Origin of the sequence: Agrobacterium sp. CMT1 (assembly GCF_037203725.1) — a bacterium.
Classification (GTDB): domain Bacteria; phylum Pseudomonadota; class Alphaproteobacteria; order Rhizobiales; family Rhizobiaceae; genus Agrobacterium; species Agrobacterium pusense.
The window spans coordinates 522327-539348 of the sequence record NZ_JBBCAR010000003.1; the positions used below are offsets into that span (position 1 = coordinate 522327).

A 17022-nucleotide genomic window follows, 5' to 3' on the forward strand; every position below is an offset into this window, starting at 1 on the left:
CTTTTTAAAGGCGTCTGTTGCTTATTCCCCCGCAACAGACCGTTTTTCGATAAAAACATAATGCCAAACGCTACATCAAAACCGGAACGTGTCATGCGCACTTTCGTTCCCAGTATGATAAAAAATTTATCAGCCTCCTTGCGGTCGGCGTCAACCTGCGTGAAACAGGATGTCAATTCCGAACCGGAGCCCGATGCCATGCCCGCAAAACTCTCTGTCAATCTGAACGCAATTGCCATGTTACGCAACCGCCGCGATCTTCCGTGGCCGGATGTCGCGCATTTCGGGCATATTGCACTGGAGGCGGGGGCGAGCGGGCTGACTGTACACCCGCGGCCTGACCAGCGCCATATCCGCTTCTCGGATCTACCGGCCCTGCGCGCGCTGATCGATGACAGGTTTCCCTCCGCGGAGTTCAACATTGAAGGATATCCGAGTGAGGATTTTCTCCTTCTGTGCGAAAAGACCCAGCCCGAACAGGTCACACTCGTACCTGACGATCCGTCGCAGGCAACCTCCGATCATGGCTGGGATTTCCGCGCGCATGCGAAATTTCTGAAGCAGGTCGTCGGACGGCTGAAATCGGGCGGCATGCGGGTGTCGCTTTTCGCAGATGGCGACGGCGAACGCGAGCCGGTGGAACTGGCGGCTGAGACGGGCGCTGCGCGTATCGAACTTTATACCGGGCCCTATGGCGGCTGTTATGACGATCCGCACAAGGCCGATGTGCTCGTCGAGACGCTTGGGCGGACGGCGGACCATGCTGCGGCGCTCGGACTTGCCGTCAATGCGGGCCATGATCTCACCGTCGCGAACCTGCCAAAGCTGATGAAACGTATCCCTTATCTGGCCGAGGTTTCAATCGGCCACGGGTTGACGGCGGATGCCCTGGAATATGGCATGGCGGAAACAGTCCGGCGTTTTCGGCAGGCCTGCGGTCAGGCTATTTCATAACCAAAGCCAATTTTTTCGCCTATGTTCTGCCTTGCGCATGCTCCGTGCGCGAGGGCGGCGGGAGATATGTCGGAACCGGTCCCGCCGAACTAGGTTCTGGGTTGAGTATCGGCGTTTCCGATAGTCGGAATTCACTTTCCGGACCGATGCTCGGGCTTTTGAAGGCAGAGACATATGCAAGAACATCATGTTGTCGTCGTGGGTGGAGGCTTCGGCGGTTTGCAGCTGGTACACGGGCTGGAGGGAGCCCCTGTCCGCATCACATTGATCGATCGTCGCAATCATCACCTTTTCCAGCCATTGCTTTATCAGGTTGCGACGACTGCGCTGGCGACATCCGAGATCGCGTGGCCGATCCGTCATCTCTACCGCGATCGCAAGGAGGTCACGACGCTGCTTGCCGAGGTGACCGGCGTAGATCGGGCGGCCCGGACCGTGCATCTCAACACCGGTGAAACGATCCGCTTCGACACTTTGGTGCTGGCTACAGGCGCACGCCACGCCTATTTCGGTCACGATGAGTGGGAGCGTTCCGCGCCGGGTCTCAAGACGCTGGAGGATGCAACGACAATTCGCCGCCGCCTGCTTCTTGCCTTCGAACGGGCCGAACTCGCGACCAGCGAAGAGGAACGACAGGCACTGCTAACCTTTGTCATCATAGGGGCAGGCCCGACCGGCGTGGAAATGGCAGGCATGATTGCAGAGCTTGCCCATAAGGCGCTGCCGGCGGAATTCCGCAACGTTGACACCCGAAAGACCCGTGTGCTGCTCGTCGAGGCTGGTCCCCGCGTGCTGCCGGTCTTTACGGAGGATCTTTCGGCCTATGCCAAGGAGGCGCTTGAGAAACTTGGCGTCGAGGTTCTGCTCGGAACGCCGGTGACGGCCTGCAGCGACGAGGGCGTGACGGTGGGCGAGACCCATTATCCATGCCGTACGGTCGTCTGGGCCGCCGGCGTGCAGGCTTCTCCCGCGGCCAAATGGCTCAATGCCGCCGCCGACAGGGCAGGGCGGGCCATTGTGGGGCCACAGCTTAATCTGGAAGACGATCCCGATATCTTCGTCATCGGCGATACCGCCGCCGTCAATCAGGAAAACGGCAAGCCGGTGCCGGGTATTGCGCCTGCGGCAAAGCAGCAGGGCGCTTATGTCGCGAAGGTCATCAAGGCGCGGCTTGACGGCAAGCCGTTTCCTTCACCCTTCCGCTACAGCCATCAGGGCAATCTTGCCACGATCGGCAAACGCGCCGCGGTGATCGATTTTGGCCGGTTCAAGCTCAAGGGCGTGCTGGCATGGTGGATATGGGGACTTGCCCATATCTATTTCCTGATCGGAACGCGTTCGCGGCTGGCCGTGGCGTGGAGCTGGCTTTGGATTTACTTGAGTGGCCAGCACAGCGCGCGGCTGATCACCCAGAAAGAAACGCTGAAGGACGAGGCGTGAGGCAAGTGACAAAGAAACGGCGGGAAGCATGGCTTCCCGCCGTTTCCTGTTTCGCCGTTTCCGGACGCATCAAGCGTCGAGCGACGCCATGTCGATGACGAAGCGGTAACGTACGTCGCTCTTCAGCACGCGCTCATAAGCCTCGTTGACGTCCTTGATGTCGATCTTTTCGATTTCGGACACGATGTCGTGCTTGCCGCAGAAATCCAGCATCTCCTGGGTTTCCTTGATAGAGCCGATCATAGAGCCAGCCAGAGAACGGCGGCCGGGGATGACCGAGAAGGCGTGCACGGGGATCGCATGTTCAGGCACACCGAGAAGCACCATGGTGCCATTGACCTTCAGCAGGCCGAGATAGGCATTCCAGTCGATTTCCGCCGAAACGGTGCACAGGATCAGGTCGAAGGTACCGGCGAGCTTTTCGAAGGTCGAGGCATCGCTGGTGGCATAATATTCCTTCGCACCAAGCTTAAGGCCGTCTTCCTTCTTGGAGAGTGTCTGCGAAAGCACGGTGATATCCGCGCCCATGGCTGAACCGATCTTCACGCCCATATGGCCAAGACCGCCCATGCCGACGATAGCCACCTTCTTGCCCGGACCGGCATTCCAGTGCTGAAGCGGCGAATAAAGCGTGATACCAGCGCAGAGCAGGGGAGCGGAGGCGTCGAGCGGCAGGTTTTCCGGAATGGAGAGGACGTAATCTTCCCGCACGACGATATGGTCGGAGTAACCGCCCTGCGTGGCGGTCTTGCCGTCGCGTTCGACGGAGTTATAGGTCTGCACGAGACCCGGCATGTACTGTTCATTGTCGAGATCGCGCGTGGCACAACCGACGCAGGAATCGACAAAGCAGCCCACGCCGACATGATCACCGACCTTGAATCTGGTGACCTTGGAGCCAACGGCGCGGACGACACCGGCGATTTCGTGGCCCGGAACGATCGGGTAGACGGCGTTCTTCCATTCGTTGCGGACGGTATGAATGTCGGAATGGCAGATACCGGCATATTTGATATCGATGACGACGTCGTCATCATTCGGCTCGCGGCGTTCGAAGGTGAACGGGGTAAGCGGCTTCGACGCATCTGTCGCAGCGTAACCTCTTGCAATAGCCATCTGAATATCCTTTCGGGAGTTGGGGACGGCGGAATATGCAATGGAAGAATGAACGGGCGTTAGAGCGATCCTCCTAGCTTTTTGCACGATCCTGCAAAAATATGATGGTGCGCTCTTTGCGCGGGCCGAGAGGCTTTCTAGATAGATGACATCAAATACACCTCTTCCGTCAGTCAAGGGATTTCCCCTATGTCCTTGTCGTTCAATGTCTATCAGGAAATTGCTTCCATCGCCGCGCGGCATGCCACCAGCGACGGCGAGGTGCAGACGGCAATCGGCTCCCTTGGCATCAGCCGGCGTACGACTCCGAGCGCTCCCTGCCACGGCAGTTATCGCCCTTGTCTCGCCATGGTGATCCAGGGATCGAAAAGCGTCCAATTGGGGACGGACACCATCAACTACGGTGCCGGCGATTATCTCCTGACATCGCTTGATCTGCCGGTTGCGTGGCGGGTGGTGGAGGCGAGCAGGGAAGTGCCGCATTTCTGCATCTCGCTTGCCATCGACAGTGAAAAGCTGCTCGATCTCATGCGGCGTGTTCCTATCGATCCGCCGGTGGAGCCGACGAATGCGCAGCGCGGCATCGTGGTCAACACAGCCACGCCGGAACTTCTCGATGCGGCCATCCGCCTGCTGCGCCTGCTCGATCGTCCCGCAGACATTGCCGCCGTGGCGCCGCTCATCGAACAGGAAATCCTTTATCGCATTTTGACCGGACCGGCCGGCGGGCAGCTGATGAACATCATTGCCGCTGGAAGTCACGGCAACCGCATCGCCCGCGCCATCGCATGGCTGCGCGAGAATTTCGCACGCCAGCTGCGGGTCGAAGACCTTGCAGATCACATCGGCATGAGCGTGTCGTCCTTCCATCATCATTTCAAGACGATCACGGCCATGACGCCGGTCCAGTACCAGAAGCAGCTTCGCCTGCATGAGGCGCGGCGGCTCATGCTGCTGGAGCGACTGGATGCCGGCACCGCGGGCCATCGCGTCGGTTATCAGAGCCCTTCGCAGTTCAGCCGAGAATATAGCCGCTTTTACGGGCTGTCGCCGTCACGGGACGTCGATGCATCGCGCGAGATTGCGGCGGGGTAGACTGGGGCTGTGCATTCGTAGCGGGTCGTCGGTGGGTGTGGCTTACCCCCCTCTGCCCTGCCGGGCATCTCCCCCTCAAGGGGGGAAATCAGCAAGAGGCCCCTTTCGCCACTCCATCCTCGACCGCTGAGATGGTCGAAACCTAGCCGCATATCGATCTCCCCCCTTGAGGGGGAGATGCCCGGCAGGGCAGAGGGGGGTAAGCCACACCCACCGACGATCCGCTACCACACACAACCGCTTGAAGACGTACCCCGCGTGCTATTCATCCCACGCCGCACCGCGTCAATTCTCATCCCCCTCTAAAGAATCCGCTTGACCGCAACGCCGCCTCCGCTTAAATGGCGTTCGAACCGTACCGTACGGTACATCAATCGAGCCCCTTGGAGTGGAAAGACTTGGCTTCCGACCCGATCACAGCGCAGGAATTTTCGCCGCGCCAGAACGCCGTTCTGGACCAGGCATTGCGTCTATTGGTCGAAGGTGGCGAGAAAGCGCTGACCACATCGGGACTGGCGCGCGCCGCCAACTGTTCCAAGGAAAGCCTTTACAAGTGGTTCGGTGATCGCGATGGCCTGCTGGCGGCGATGATCACATTCCAGCAGAGCAAGGTCCGCACCTTCGAAAAGGCGGGTGACCGCGTCTCCGCACCGCAGCTTGCCGATCACCTCGAGGTTTTCGCCCATGACCTGCTGGATGTGCTGGCAGGCGACGTGTCATTGGCGCTTAACCGTTTGGCGATAGGGCAGGCGAGCCGGGATGGCTCGAAGCTCGGTGATCTGCTGCTGGAACGTGGTCGTCGCCAGATCGACCGCCGCGCCCGTGGGCTGATCGAGGCAGGTCGCCGTTCCGGTTACCTGCGTTTCGATGATGCCGAAGAGGCATATCGCAGTTTTTACGGCCTTATCGTCTCGGATCTGCATGTGCGCATGCTGCTGGGCGAGGCGCCGGACAAGGATTTTTCTGCCCGGGCGAAGAAGGCGGTCATTGCCTTCCTGACCCTCTACGGCACGGAAAAGGTACATTCGGAACTGGGCGGCAAGGTCGCTTAAGCTTCCGGTTCAGACAACTGAGAGACAAGCATTAGGGAAGGACCATAAAATGCGCGTTTATTATGATCGTGATGCCGATCTCAATCTCATCAAGTCCAAGAATGTCGTCGTCGTTGGTTACGGCTCCCAGGGCCGCGCCCATGCGCTGAACCTCAAGGATTCCGGTGCCAAGAACGTCGTCATCGCTCTCAAGGCCGGTTCTCCGACCGTCAAGAAGGCCGAAGCCGATGGCTTCAAGGTCATGACCGTTGCCGAAGCCGCCAAGTGGGGCGACCTGCTGATGATGGCAACGCCTGACGAACTGCAGGCCGACATCTACAAGGCCGACATTGCCGGCAACATCCGTGATGGCGCAGCGATTGCTTTCGCACACGGCCTCAATGTTCACTTCGGCCTCATTGAGCCAAAGGCATCGCTCGACGTCGTCATGATCGCACCGAAGGGCCCTGGCCACACGGTTCGCGGCGAATACCAGAAGGGCGGCGGCGTTCCCTGCCTCGTTGCCGTTCACCAGAACGCTTCGGGCAACGCCCTTGAACTCGCTCTCTCCTACGCCTGCGGCGTTGGCGGCGGCCGTTCCGGCATCATCGAGACCAACTTCAAGGAAGAGTGCGAAACCGACCTCTTCGGCGAACAGGTCGTTCTCTGCGGCGGTCTCGTCGAACTGATCCGCGCTGGTTTCGAAACTCTGGTCGAAGCCGGTTACGCTCCGGAAATGGCCTATTTCGAGTGCCTGCACGAAGTGAAGCTGATCGTTGACCTGATCTATGAAGGCGGCATCGCCAACATGAACTACTCGATCTCCAACACCGCAGAATGGGGCGAATACGTCACCGGTCCGCGCATCATCACTGCCGACACCAAGGCTGAAATGAAGCGCGTCCTGCACGACATCCAGACCGGCAAGTTCACCTCCGAGTGGATGCAGGAATGGAAGGCCGGCGGCGCTCGCTTCAAGGGTATCCGTCGCAACAACGACAGCCACCAGATTGAAGAAGTCGGCGCCAAGCTCCGCGGCATGATGCCCTGGATCGGCAAGAACAAGCTGGTCGACAAGGCCGTCAACTAAGCTTCATTGCTTGATGAAAATTTTGGAGGCCGGGGCGAAAGCTCCGGCCTTTCGTTTTCGATGTGCCCTCACATGATGGCGTCGTCTTCCTCGACGATAACGGAAACGGGAAAGTGATCGGAAAAACCGCCGAGATTGACATTTTTGACCGCGTCGCCCTTCGACAGGCCGAAGCGGATAGGCCCCTCGTTCTTGCTGTGGCTGACCATGGCGGCGATGGCTTCGACCTTTGCGGTTTCTTCCCGCACCTTGAAACCGCTGCTGCCGACAAGAAGTGATCTGGAGACGAGAATCTGGTCGAAGATATTGGCATCGCCGTTAAAGTAGAGCGTGCCATAAATCGTTCGCGCTGAACCGACGGAATCCATCACCGGCTGGCGCAGGTAGTTCCAGGCAAGATTGTAGAACATGGCCGATTGCGAGTTTTCGACATCGTCGCGCTCGCGGGTGGAATTGGCGTGGTAGCGCAGCGAAGCATCGGAAGGATCGTCGTTGAAGTCGCCGAAGGCGATGACGGCGATGTCGTTGCCTTTCTCTTCCCTGATCCGCTGGTGCCAGTAGCCCAGCGTTTCGCCGGCTGTCATGCGAAAACCGGCGCTTTCCACTGCGCCGCCGGATCGCGACGGCCAGTGATTGGAAAGCGCGATAAGCTGGCGGCCCCCCTTGGTGATGAAGGTGCACTGGGTAATGTCTCGCGTGCCGGTGCGGCGCATGACGAAATGGCTGAAAATCTCGTTCTCGTTGATCAGCAGCTTCCTGCTGTCATAGATGAAGGCGGTGTCGATGCCGCGCTGGTCCTTGCTGGAATCGGCGTGCACAACGCGATAGGCTCGCGTGGGCATGAGATCGTTCAGATGTTCCGCCAGCGTCTCCAGCACAAAACGGTTCTCGACTTCGCAGACACCCAGCAGATCCGGTCCCGCGCCGCCGATCTGACTTATGATCAGGCCGAGCTGTTTGACCTTGGTTTTGAACAGGTCTTCGCTCCAGCCTTTCAGATCGTTCTTCAGCCGCTCGGCAATCCACGGCTCGCGCGCCGGATACCCCTCCGGCGCAAACAGGTTTTCGACATTCCAGAATGCCAGGACATATCGTGTCATGATACCTCACCCCTCCGGTTGGTTTTGCAAACCTAGGGGAAGTTTTTGCCACAACAACTTGAAATTGTCATGACGGGTGAGATACCCGGCCCATCTTGTCGTGCGATCTTACTTGCCCGGCGGGATGACGCCCTTCGTCAGAAGAAAACAGCCGTAAAACCGCGTCTCGCCCGTCGTGACGACGCAATAGGCCTGCTTGGCTTTTTCGTAGAAGGCAAAGCGTTCAATGCCGTACATGGGGGCGGATTTTCCTTCCGCCGCGTCAATTTCCCTCTGCACTTCGGCCTGCACCGGTTCCAGCTGATCGGGCGCGCCCATCACTTCCATGCGGCCGACCGAGGGCTGCAGCGGGGTATCGAGCGGCAGGACGGACAGGATCGCTTTCATTGCGCGGGCAGCGGAGACGTTGTCGATGTGAAGAACCTTGCCGACTGTGGTGTGGCGGGCAACAGAGTCGGAGGGGAAATTGGTGTCCGAGATCACCAGCGTGTCGCCGTGACCCATGGCGCGCAGCGCGTGCAGAACGTCGGCATTCAGTGCCGGGTCGATATTCTTCAGCATGTCCTCAAACTCCCATGATGCTTTCGCCGTGTCGTGGCTCGCGTGCAATCCAGCCGGAAAACCCCGTGGCGTCAATCGCAAAGGTGTGATTGTGAAGCTTTGCGCAAGGGTGTATTTGGCTTTGTCCGCGAAATCGGCCTCGATTGAGACCAGTTAAGGGCAATGTGCAGGGAGGCAGAAATAATTCGAAAAACTGATAAGTCAGTATTGCTGACGTATCGACATTTCTGTAAAGATGCACGCATAAAAACGACACAAGAGGAAACGTACCCATGCTCAATTGGGAACAAATTTTCGCCACGCGCTCTTCGCGCATGAAAGCGTCTGAAATCCGCGAGCTGCTGAAGCTGCTCGAGCAGCCCGACATCATTTCCTTTGCCGGCGGTATTCCGGACCCCGCTCTTTTCCCAGCAGAGGAGTTTCAGCAGGCTTACGCGGAAATTTTTTCCGGCGCGCAGGTCAACGCCGCGCTGCAATATTCCGTCAGCGAAGGTTACAAGCCGCTGCGCGAATGGCTGGCGGGCGAAATGGACAAGATCGGCATCGAATGCACCGCCGACAACGTCTTCATCGTTTCCGGTTCGCAGCAGGGTCTCGATTATCTCGGCAAGCTGTTCCTGTCGCCAAAGGATACGGCGCTGGTCACCTGGCCGACCTATCTCGGCGCGCTCTCGGCATTCAATGCCTATGAGCCCAATTATGACCAGCTGAACCCCGGCGGTAACCGCACGCCCGAGGCTTACCGCGAAACCGCGGCCAAGCTTGGCGGTTCGGTGAAGTTCGCTTATCTATCGGCCGATTTTTCCAATCCGACCGGCGAAACCGTCGATCTGGCCGGACGGCAGAAGCTCCTGGAGCTTGCTGACGAGCTCGATATCGCCGTCATAGAAGACGCGGCTTATCAGTCGCTGCGTTATGATGGCGAAGCCGTTCCGCCGATCATGGCGCTCGACATTGCCCGTTCGGGCGGCATCGAAAACACCCGCACCATCTATTGCGGCAGCTTCTCGAAGACGCTCGCTCCGGGTCTGCGCGTCGGTTACATCGTCGCTTCCGCCCCTGTCATCCGTAAGCTGGTGCTGATGAAGCAGGCCGCCGACCTGCATTCCTCGACGATCAACCAGATCGCCATCGAACGCGTCGCCTCGCGCGGCTTCGACAAGCAGGTGGCCAAGATCAAGGCAGCCTATAGCGCACGCCGCGATGCGATGCTGGCGGCGCTCGAGAAGTACATGCCGAAGACCACCAGCTGGACGAAGCCGGAAGGCGGCATGTTCATCTGGGTGACGCTGCCTGAGGGCATGGATGGGGCGGCGCTGCTTGCCAAATCCATTGCCACGGAAAAGGTCGCTTTCGTTCCCGGCCGTGCTTTCTTTGCGGATGGTTCGGGCACGAACACACTGCGCATCAGCTTCTCCTGCGCCAACGAGGCGATGATCGAGGAAGGCATGAAGCGCCTCGGGCGGTTGATTGCGACGGCTCAGGCGGAAACGGCTGAGGTAGTTCCGGCGATTTGAGGGTTGCGAGGTTTTTCGGCGGCGACGGGGGTTGTGGCTTCACCCCCCTCTGTCCTGCCGGACATCTCCCCCTCAAGGGGGGAGATCGACTCGCGGTTAAGATATCGCCTATCGCAACAGTTGAAAATGAAGTGCTGTCAACGCCTCTTGCCGATCTCCCCCCTTGAGGGGGAGATGCCCGGAAGGGCAGAGGGGGGTGAGCCGCAAGCACCAAGAGGCACTGTTCCCCTCAATCCCGCTGGCCCCAACAGATCACACCACTAAAATCCTGCCTGTCACATACATGTTATGCAATCATGTTTTAGCGGTCCCACCGAACAACAGGGACTGGATCCATGAAAACGCTGCTCTCCGCTTTCACCGCCATCGTATCGCTTGGCTTCATCGCCACTGCTGCCAATGCCGCCGATCTGGTGCTTTATACCAGCCAGCCGAATGAGGACGCGCAGGCGACCGTTGACGGGTTCAAGGCTGCCAATCCCGGTCTCGAAGTCGAGTGGGTGCGTGACGGAACGCCGAAAATCATGGCCAAGCTGATGGCGGAAATCAGCGCCGGCAATCCGGTTGCCGACGTGCTTCTCATCGCCGATACCGTGACGCTGGAGCGCATGAAGCAGGCCGGTCAGCTGCTCGCCCACAAGTCTCCCGAAGCCAAGAATATCGATGCCACGCTCTATGATGCGGACGGCTTCTATTACTCCACGAAGCTCATCACGACAGGCATAATGTACAATACGGCCGCCGCGATGAAGCCGACGAGCTGGAAAGATCTGGCGAAGGCGGAAGCCAAGGGTCTCGTGACCATGCCGAGCCCGCTGACGTCAGGTGCCGCACTGATTCACGCGCAGACGCTTGCCGCCGCAAATGGCCTCGGCTGGGATTACTACAAGCAGCTGAAGGCCAATGAAGCCATTGCCGGCGGTGGCAACGGCGCGGTGCTGAAGTCCGTCGCTTCGGGCGAAAAGGCTTACGGCGTGGTGGTTGATTACATGCCGATCCGTGAAAAGGCCAAGGGCGCACCGGTCGAATTCGTCTTCCCGGAAGAGGGCGTTTCTGCTGTCACCGAGCCGGTCGCGATCATCAAGGGCACCAAGCACGAGGAAGCGGCCAAGAAGTTTGTCGATTACGTGCTTTCGGAAAAGGGCCAGCAGGGCTTCGTCAAGCTCGGTTACATCCCTGTCCGTGCCGATGCCGGCATGCCGGAAGGTTTCCCGGCCCGCGACAAGATCAAGGTTCTGCCGCTCAGCGCTGCCGATGCACTGAAGAATTCCGAACAGGATCTCAAAACCTTCTCCGATATTTTCGGTTCCAAGGGCTGATAAATCGGAATGACCCGTTCCAAGGCTTATGGAAACAGCCAGCCGCGCTGGCTGTTTCCTTTTGTGGTGAGTGTTGTTTTTGCGCTGAGCGCGCTGCCGCTCGGACGCCTCGCCTATACCGGCGTCGTTTCGTCACTGAATGGTGATATATGGCGACTTCTGGCCGATCCGGCGCTCTGGGATGCGGCGCTGAACACGCTCTCCACCTCGTTTTCAGGCATGCTGATTTCACTCGGAATCGGCGGCGCTTTCGCGCTTGCCCTGACGCTCTGCGACATCCGCGGCAAGTCGATCTTAAGCTTCCTGTTCATGCTGCCGATGATGATCCCGCCGCAGGTGACGGCGCTGTCGTGGATCGGCATGACCGGCCCGTCGAGCACGCTGCTGAAGGCCATCGGTCTCGCGCCGGCGATGGGTTCGCCGCAGCCGCTTTATTCCATCGCTGGCATCGCACTCCTGCTCGGTGTGCAGCACGCGCCGCTCGTCTATCTGTCGCTGCGCGCGGGGCTACTCGCCTTGCCGCAGGATGGCATAGAGGCCGCCAAGCTTTCCGGGGCTTCACCGCGGCGCGTCTTGTGCGATATCATCCTGCCGCTTTCCACGCCTGGACTGATCGCGGGCGCGGCGATCTCCTTCGTCTCCAACGTCGGCAATTTCGGCATTCCGGCGATCCTCGGCATACCCGCTTCGATCTTTACCCTGCCGACGCTCATTTACAGCCGTTTTGCCAGTTTCGGCACAAGCACATTCGGCGATATCGCCATTCTCTCGACCATGATCGCCATCATTTCGGTCGCCGGGCTTGCGCTGCAGGAACGGGCGATGAAGGGGAGGGACTATCGCATCATTGGCCTTTCCGGCAAGGCGGCGACCTTCCGGCTTGGGCTGTGGCGGGTGGCGGCGGAGCTTGCCCTGTGGCTCGTGCTGTTCTTCATGCTGGTGGCGCCGCTGACGGCGCTGGTGGCAAGCTCGCTCGCTCCCGCCTATGGCGTGCCGCTCAGCCTCAAGACCGCGACGCTGCATGCCTATGAGGAGCTGTTATATCGGCAGAGCGTGACCCGCACGGCCTTCCGCAATTCGCTGTTTCTGGCAACCGCCACATCGCTTTGCCTGCTGGCGGTGACGGTGCTGACGGCCTACTTTCTGGTGCGTGGCAAAAGCCGGTTCATGTTCCTGCTCTCGGCGCTGGTGGATATTCCCTATGCGCTGCCGGGGGTGGTGATTTCCGTCTCTTTCGTGCTGCTTTTCGCCGCTCCCATTCCATTGCTCGGCATTACGCTTTACGGCACGATCTGGATCATTCTGCTTGCCTATTTCTCCTCTTTCTTCGCGGTCAGCCTGAAACCAATGGTCAGCGCTTTCCTGCAATTCGATCCATCGCTGGAAGAGGCAGCAAGGCTGTCGGGCGCGGGTTTCTGGCGACGGCTCAAGGATATTATCCTGCCGCTGGTCGGGCCCGCGGCAGGGGCTTCCGTCATCCTCGTGTTTCTGATCGCCTGCAACGAGCTGACGGTTTCGGCGCTCCTTTGGTCTGCCGGCACACAGACGCTCGGCGTGCTCATCTACAACCTCGATGACAGCGGCAGCTTCGATCTCGCCTCGGCGCTATCGGTGCTTGTCGTCATCATGGTGATTTTCCTCATGCTGCTGCTCGAAATTCTGGGGCGCTATCTGCCAAAAGGAGTTGTGCCTTGGCGAAACTGATCCTTAACCGCCTGTCGAAGAGCTTCGGTGCCGGTTCGAAACCGGCCGTGGACGATGTTTCTCTCACTGTGCGGGAAGGCGGCTTTCTGGCGCTGCTCGGACCCTCCGGCTGCGGCAAGACCACAGTGCTGCGCATGGTTGCCGGGTTCGAACAGCCGACGGATGGTTCCATCCTGCTCGGCGAGCGGGTGCTGGCCGATGCCGGCAGCATGGTGGCGCCGGAGCGGCGCAACATGGCAATGGTGTTCCAGTCCTATGCGCTGTGGCCGCACATGTCGGTTGCCGACAATGCCGGCTACCCTTTGAAGGTGCGCGGTATTACGGGCGAAAAATACCGCGAGAGGGTGCGTCAGGCGCTTGCCGCCGTCCGACTTGAGAGCTTCGCGGATCGCCGTCCCGCCGAACTTTCCGGTGGCCAGCGGCAGCGTGTTGCGCTCGCCCGCTGCCTCGTCACCGAGCCTGACGTCGTATTGCTCGATGAACCGCTCGCCAACCTCGACCGGCATCTGCGGCAGGAAATGGAAGAGACATTTCGGGATTTCCATGCCCGTTCCGGCGCGACGATGATCTATGTCACTCACGATCAGGCGGAAGCCATGGCGCTGGCAACCGATGTCGCCGTCATGTCGCACGGCAAGCTGCTTCAGGTCGCGGCGCCTGCGGAGCTTTACGCGCGGCCGGAGGGCAGGCTGGTCGGGTCGCTGGTCGGGCAGGGGACGATCCTCAGCCTCCCACTGCCGGAAGGGGCATCGCGCGATCTCGACTGGTCCGCACTTCGGGCGGCGATGGAGAGAGGCGCGGGAGGATCGCAGGCCGACGTGCTTGTGAGGCCGCAGGATGTGGTGCGGGATGCGGAAGGCATTGCCTGCACCGTCACCTCGGTTCTGTACGAGGGCGAGCGTTATGCCCTTCGTCTTGACCTGCCGGATGGGCAGGCGGTCAGAGCCTATTCGCGTGAAGCCGCAGCTGTGGGTGACAGGCTTCCGGTTGCCATTCGCAGCGGGTGGCGGCTTTGAGCGCACGCACTGCCGAACGCTGGAAAGGCGAAGCGACACCGGCTAAGCTGGGGTCGCAGCAATAGGAATGATTCATGTCGCTTCGGCTTGCCACCTTCAATATCGAAAATCTTCTCACCCGTTTCGATTTCACCGGCTTTCGCAACCAGACGCGACGCGACAGGGCGATCCAGCTTTTTGATATCAGGGACGAGGCGACCTGTCAGGCCCTTGAAAGTGCGCGAATGGTGTCCTCCACCGACGATACGCGCCAGCTTTCGGCGCTCGCCATCGCCGACGCGGATGCCGATATTCTTTGCCTGCAGGAAGTCGACAACATGGCGGCCCTGCAGGCCTTCGAATATGGCTATCTCTATCGCATGGTCGGCAATGGCTATCTGCAGAAATATCTGGTCGAGGGCAATGACAGCCGCGGTATCGATGTCGCGGTCGTCATGCGCGAGGAGACGCGGGATGGCGAGAAGATCGAGGTGGTCGACATCAAGAGCCATGCGGCGCTGACCTATCGCAATCTCGATCTCTTCAATCCGGCACTTGCCGCGACCAACCAGATCGATGACAAGATATTCAAACGGGATTGCCTTGAAATCGATCTGAGGATCGGCGGCAAGCCGCTGACGCTTTACGTCACGCATTTCAAGTCCATGACCAATGCCCGCGAAGCATTGGACGCCCGGCTCGGCACCATGCCCATCCGCGAGGCGGAAGCCATGGCTGTGCGCCGCATCATCGAAAATCGCTGGGGTGCGGGCAATACGCGCAACAAGAATTTCGCGATCTGCGGCGACATGAACGACTATCAGGAACGCGTCGCGATTGCCGGTGACAGGCGCAATGGCTACAGCTTCACGCCCGTCGAAGAGGCAAGAAGTGCGCTCGATGTCTTCACTGCCGACGATTTCGTCATCAATCCGATGCTGCGTCGCGATGTCATGGACCGCTGGACGCTCTATCATTCGCGGGGCCCACAGGAGCAGCATTTGTGCCAGCTTGATTACATCTGGCTTTCTCCGCGCCTGGCCGAAAGCAACGCGACGCGGGTTCCCGAAATCGTCCGCGCCGGCCAGCCTTATCGCACCATCTTTCCGCCGGGGCAGGAGGTGGAGCGTTATCCGCGCACCGGCTGGGACCGCCCCAAGGCTTCCGATCATTGCCCTGTCGTGATGACGCTGGACCTGATCTGACGTCGCCGGCGGTCGGAAACCGGTGGCTTCTAACCGTTGGCGGCTTTCGGGAAATAGGTGGCCCAGACCCGGTTGCGACCTGCGCGCTTGGCTTCATAAAGCCGGTCATCGGCAATCGCGATCAACTCGTCCCAGCTGTTGACCGCCCGCGCTTCCTGCCAGACGACGCCAAAGCTCGCCGTCAGCGACAATCCACTTTGTTCATCCACGATCTGGGCTTCGATCAGGCGGCGGAGGCGGTCGGCCGTTGCCGTTGCCGTGGCATGGCTGACATCCTGCAGCACCACGACGAATTCTTCGCCGCCATAGCGGGCAAGAATGTCGTTCTTGCGCAATGCACCCCGCAACAGAGCCGCGGTCTTTTGAAGTGCAATGTCACCCATGGCATGGCCATAACGGTCATTGATCGATTTGAAATGGTCGATGTCGACGATCATCACGCCGAGCGACTGACACTGGTCCTCGCCCGTCAACAGGGAACGAACGGCCTTTTCGAGCGCCCGTCGGTTGAAGACGCCCGTCAGCGCATCCGTCTCGGAAAGTGCGCGTAACTGTTCGGCCAGCGCGCGCTGCTGGTTCTCCATTTCGCCCTTCTGACGAAGCTGCTCCCGCAGGAAGTCGAGTTCCTGGAACATCTTCTTCACCTCCGGGGCGACCCTGTCCTCATGCTGCGCCTCTGAAAGATCGCCCGCGGCGATGGCCGCAATCTGTGCCTGAACGGATTGCATGGGCCGGAACAGCGCTGTTTTGTAGACAGATGTGAGCCGTAGCAGGACCAGAACCGCAATACCTGCGAGAAAAAGCGATGTGGCGCCGTAGATCAGGGCTTCCTGCTGCTTCTTTTCGAGTCGCGCGCGTGTCTCGGCCAGAATGAGATCGCGCAACGTATCGGATGAACGCATCCCCGAAATATAGTTCCTGGAAAATTCAAGCACGCTCGGCTGGGCGGACGGCATGGCGATCACGATCGTATTCTGCGCGTAGCGCAGCGCCTGTCCGAAATAATAGGTTTCGAGATCGCGGAATGCCCTGTCCAGTCGCGGCGTGGAAAGATAGGCGGCGGTGTAGTTGGTCAACGATGCCTTCAGTGATAGCAGGCTCTGCATCTCCGCATCGAACTTGGCGCGATAACCCAGCTTTTCCTGTCTGTTCGCCCGCAGCCCCATGATCACATAGGAGCCGAGGCGGCCGATCCTGTCCCGCATGACACCGGCGGTGCCCGTCATCGCGACGTCTATCGCCACATCGGGCGTCACCTTGATGATGGCACGCGCTGCCTTGCCACGCAGCAGATTGACACTGTCGGCGGCCTTGAACATCGATGATATGGCGCCCGACATGGCCGTGTGGCTGCGTGCTGACAGTGGAAGGGCGGCTACCTGATCCACCGCGTTGCGGGACTGCGCGAGTTTCTCGCGGGTCTCGGCCAGCGATTTCGCCAGCTCCGGCTGGGTCCTGATGTCGTCGGCGAAGGAAGCTTCCAGTTCCGACAGCTTGTCGTCCGTTGCCTTGCGCGCGGCAGCGAGAGCTGCGACCAAATCCTGTTCAGCGGTGGATGCGCCCATCACATTGTTCGCGGGACCGCGCTCGGCCGAAACAAGCCATGCGGACTGGAGAGCGGTTTCGAAGCGGGTGAGCTGCGCCGCGTTGGTGCGGTAACGCAGGTAGTTGGAAACGCTTGGCAGCGCGGCAAGTGTGGCCAGCAGGATGGAGCTCGCGGCGATGACGATTGTGCCCGTTAGCTGAATTTTCTGTATGCTTGCGCGCATTTGATGCGTTGTTCTCACTCGATCGGGTATAATTCATCACCATTTTAGCTACGCCGCGTAAATACTTCGCTTATATTGCTGCGCTTTTGCCGTCTTGACGATCCTGCCGCCAAGCCTGCGGGCATG

At 59.7% G+C, this 17022-nt stretch carries 14 protein-coding genes; 10 read left to right on the forward strand and 4 right to left on the reverse strand.

Features of this window, described 5'->3' with window-relative positions:
- Positions 1-198 precede the first annotated feature (198 nt).
- Together WA845_RS07485 and WA845_RS07490 are read left to right on the forward strand one after the other, a co-directional pair.
- Complete coding sequence (locus tag WA845_RS07485) at positions 199-954, forward strand: pyridoxine 5'-phosphate synthase (protein ID WP_006697805.1); 756 nt, start codon at positions 199-201, stop codon at positions 952-954.
- A 174-nt stretch (positions 955-1128) separates the two neighbouring features.
- A complete protein-coding gene (locus WA845_RS07490) occupies positions 1129-2394 on the forward strand; it encodes an NAD(P)/FAD-dependent oxidoreductase (protein WP_004442710.1) in 1266 nt (421 codons plus the stop codon).
- Positions 2395-2463: 69 nt separating this feature from the next.
- Here the strand turns inward: WA845_RS07490 and WA845_RS07495 are convergent, their stop codons facing one another.
- Positions 2464-3510 (reverse strand): NAD(P)-dependent alcohol dehydrogenase, encoded by a 1047-nt coding sequence (locus WA845_RS07495; RefSeq protein WP_004442709.1) that lies wholly within the window; start codon positions 3508-3510, stop codon positions 2464-2466.
- 189 nt (positions 3511-3699) lie between these two features.
- Here WA845_RS07495 and WA845_RS07500 point away from each other — a divergent pair, with 189 nt between their 5' ends.
- The 3 genes from WA845_RS07500 to ilvC all read left to right on the forward strand — a co-directional run bounded on the left by WA845_RS07500 (position 3700) and on the right by ilvC (position 6726).
- A complete protein-coding gene (locus WA845_RS07500) occupies positions 3700-4605 on the forward strand; it encodes an AraC family transcriptional regulator (protein WP_004442707.1) in 906 nt (301 codons plus the stop codon).
- A 398-nt stretch (positions 4606-5003) separates the two neighbouring features.
- On the forward strand, positions 5004-5657 hold the full coding sequence (locus tag WA845_RS07510) for a TetR/AcrR family transcriptional regulator (protein WP_004442706.1): 654 nt from the start codon (positions 5004-5006) through the stop codon (positions 5655-5657).
- Positions 5658-5706: 49 nt separating this feature from the next.
- The gene (ilvC, locus tag WA845_RS07515; protein ID WP_003495030.1) at positions 5707-6726 is read left to right on the forward strand and encodes a ketol-acid reductoisomerase; all 1020 of its coding nucleotides are present in this window, start codon (positions 5707-5709) and stop codon (positions 6724-6726) included.
- Between the two features lie 68 nt (positions 6727-6794).
- Here the strand turns inward: ilvC and WA845_RS07520 are convergent, their stop codons facing one another.
- Both WA845_RS07520 and WA845_RS07525 read right to left on the reverse strand, forming a co-directional pair.
- Positions 6795-7826 carry an endonuclease/exonuclease/phosphatase family protein gene (locus WA845_RS07520; protein WP_337322244.1) on the reverse strand — a complete coding sequence of 344 codons (1032 nt, stop codon included), beginning with the start codon at positions 7824-7826 and terminating at the stop codon, positions 6795-6797.
- Between the two features lie 108 nt (positions 7827-7934).
- On the reverse strand, positions 7935-8387 hold the full coding sequence (locus WA845_RS07525) for an RbsD/FucU family protein (RefSeq protein WP_004442699.1): 453 nt from the start codon (positions 8385-8387) through the stop codon (positions 7935-7937).
- Positions 8388-8659: 272 nt separating this feature from the next.
- Between WA845_RS07525 and WA845_RS07530 the strand changes: the two genes are divergently transcribed.
- From WA845_RS07530 to WA845_RS07550, 5 genes are all read left to right on the forward strand, one after another.
- Complete coding sequence (locus WA845_RS07530) at positions 8660-9904, forward strand: aminotransferase-like domain-containing protein (RefSeq protein ID WP_004442697.1); 1245 nt, start codon at positions 8660-8662, stop codon at positions 9902-9904.
- A 335-nt stretch (positions 9905-10239) separates the two neighbouring features.
- On the forward strand, positions 10240-11223 hold the full coding sequence (locus tag WA845_RS07535; RefSeq protein WP_004442696.1) for an ABC transporter substrate-binding protein: 984 nt from the start codon (positions 10240-10242) through the stop codon (positions 11221-11223).
- A gap of 9 nt (positions 11224-11232) precedes the next feature.
- Positions 11233-12927 (forward strand): ABC transporter permease subunit, encoded by a 1695-nt coding sequence (locus WA845_RS07540; RefSeq protein WP_112557198.1) that lies wholly within the window; start codon positions 11233-11235, stop codon positions 12925-12927.
- Positions 12915-13943, forward strand: a complete 1029-nt coding sequence (locus tag WA845_RS07545) for an ATP-binding cassette domain-containing protein (RefSeq protein WP_112557196.1) — start codon at positions 12915-12917, stop codon at positions 13941-13943. The genes WA845_RS07540 and WA845_RS07545 overlap by 13 nt, the downstream gene beginning before the upstream one ends.
- Before the next feature lie 74 nt (positions 13944-14017).
- The gene (locus WA845_RS07550; protein WP_112557194.1) at positions 14018-15127 is read left to right on the forward strand and encodes an endonuclease/exonuclease/phosphatase family protein; all 1110 of its coding nucleotides are present in this window, start codon (positions 14018-14020) and stop codon (positions 15125-15127) included.
- 29 nt (positions 15128-15156) lie between these two features.
- On the opposite strand, the gene WA845_RS07555 is transcribed toward WA845_RS07550, so the two are convergent.
- Positions 15157-16896 carry a GGDEF domain-containing protein gene (locus tag WA845_RS07555; RefSeq protein WP_337322245.1) on the reverse strand — a complete coding sequence of 580 codons (1740 nt, stop codon included), beginning with the start codon at positions 16894-16896 and terminating at the stop codon, positions 15157-15159.
- Positions 16897-17022 lie beyond the last annotated feature (126 nt).